The 1,292-nt window shown below is 52.5% G+C and carries 3 protein-coding genes; all 3 read right to left on the reverse strand.

The window, feature by feature from the left end:
• Window positions 1-366 (reverse strand): transposase (locus CFR72_RS16795; protein ID WP_146220758.1); only part of this gene is annotated, 366 nt, incomplete at its 3' end.
• 28 nt (window positions 367-394) lie between these two features.
• Window positions 395-997 (reverse strand): hypothetical protein, encoded by a 603-nt coding sequence (locus CFR72_RS16800; protein ID WP_110914816.1) that lies wholly within the window; start codon window positions 995-997, stop codon window positions 395-397.
• Between the two features lie 5 nt (window positions 998-1,002).
• Window positions 1,003-1,292: hypothetical protein (locus CFR72_RS18225; RefSeq protein WP_244182360.1), on the reverse strand; the 290-nt coding region annotated here is incomplete at its 5' end.

Genomic DNA, 1,292 nt, shown 5'->3' on the forward strand with positions numbered 1-1,292 from the left:
GCTCTTCGAAAGAGGCCCCTTTTTTTGGGCTCCCGCCGCTTTGTGGTGAGCCCTGATGTTTGTGCCATCCAGAAAAGTCATTCCGAATGCCACTCCCTGTTGTTCCTGAACCAGTGCGAGCAGCCGCTCCCATACGCCGAGCTTCGCCCAGCGGATGAAAAGCTGCGCAGCCCGCCACCACGGACCCAGTTCAGCGGGGATACTCCGCCATTTCGCGCCATTCTCATGACGCCAGAAAATCGCTGCTATCGTCCGCCGCAGATCATGTGGCGGCGTCTTGCCCCTCGGGCGAACCTCCTCAATCAGAGGTTCCCAGATCGCCCATGTCTCGTCCGTAAAGGTGCCTGTTCTGTCTCCTTCTTCCATCCCTACAATATGGGAAGAAATTCAAGATCTAACAGGCCCTAGAGTCCGGCAGACGAAAGATTCCTTTTATACAATCCAGATTGCGGATTGCGATCTGCGTGTGTGTCTTTTCCCGGAAGGCGCTACCGGGATAGAGTTCGCCGCCTTCCTGGAAAAGGCCGCGCACCGTATCATAAGGTGCGAGATGAGACCCTGTGGCTTCAATAGAATCGTGAAGATACCTGATAACAGCGCAGTCGAGGTTACGAAAAAGTTTATCACTATTTACGTCGTGCCGGGAATCATGATTCACCGGCATCGGTATATCATCCGTGCTTAATGTCTCTCGCAGGCCTTCATAGGCGGTCTTGAGCATCTCCAGGTCTTCGCGTGTCGTTAAATCAAGACAGTTGCCCAGATCTACGACCAGACCAATAACGAACGGTTTGAAACCGGAATCCCGGCGCTGTTTCTGATATGCCCATTCTTGCGCACGTAACTGGTCGGACTCCCAGACATAGAAACCCGGTCCAAGCCAATCGTAGTCGGTCTCCGACGGAGTTGGTGCGCTTTCTCCGTTAATCAGTTTCCGGCCGACCTCTTCAGAACAACCATGATAACCGAGTACAAAAGATGTATGAAGAGCTGTCAACGCAGTTACGCTTTAAGCATGCCCTCAATGCGTGGGTCACGCGTGTACTCTTTGGTAACCGCGCCTTTGCTATCGATAATCCCCATTCGCAGCAAAGCCGCATGGGCTGTCCGCTTGCTCTTCGTGTTCGCAAGGGTTTGCTTTCTTATTGCTGCCAGAGCAACCTGATGGGAGTTCAGCTTCATGGTGCTACATATAAGAGCCCGATCCGAAAGTTTTTGAACAATACCAGCCTGTTGTGATTCATCCGTCTTTGCGAAGAGATGGAGTGAATGGTGACATGGACTGGTATTGC

Source organism: Gluconacetobacter entanii, from assembly GCF_003206495.1.
Lineage (GTDB): Bacteria > Pseudomonadota > Alphaproteobacteria > Acetobacterales > Acetobacteraceae > Novacetimonas > Novacetimonas entanii.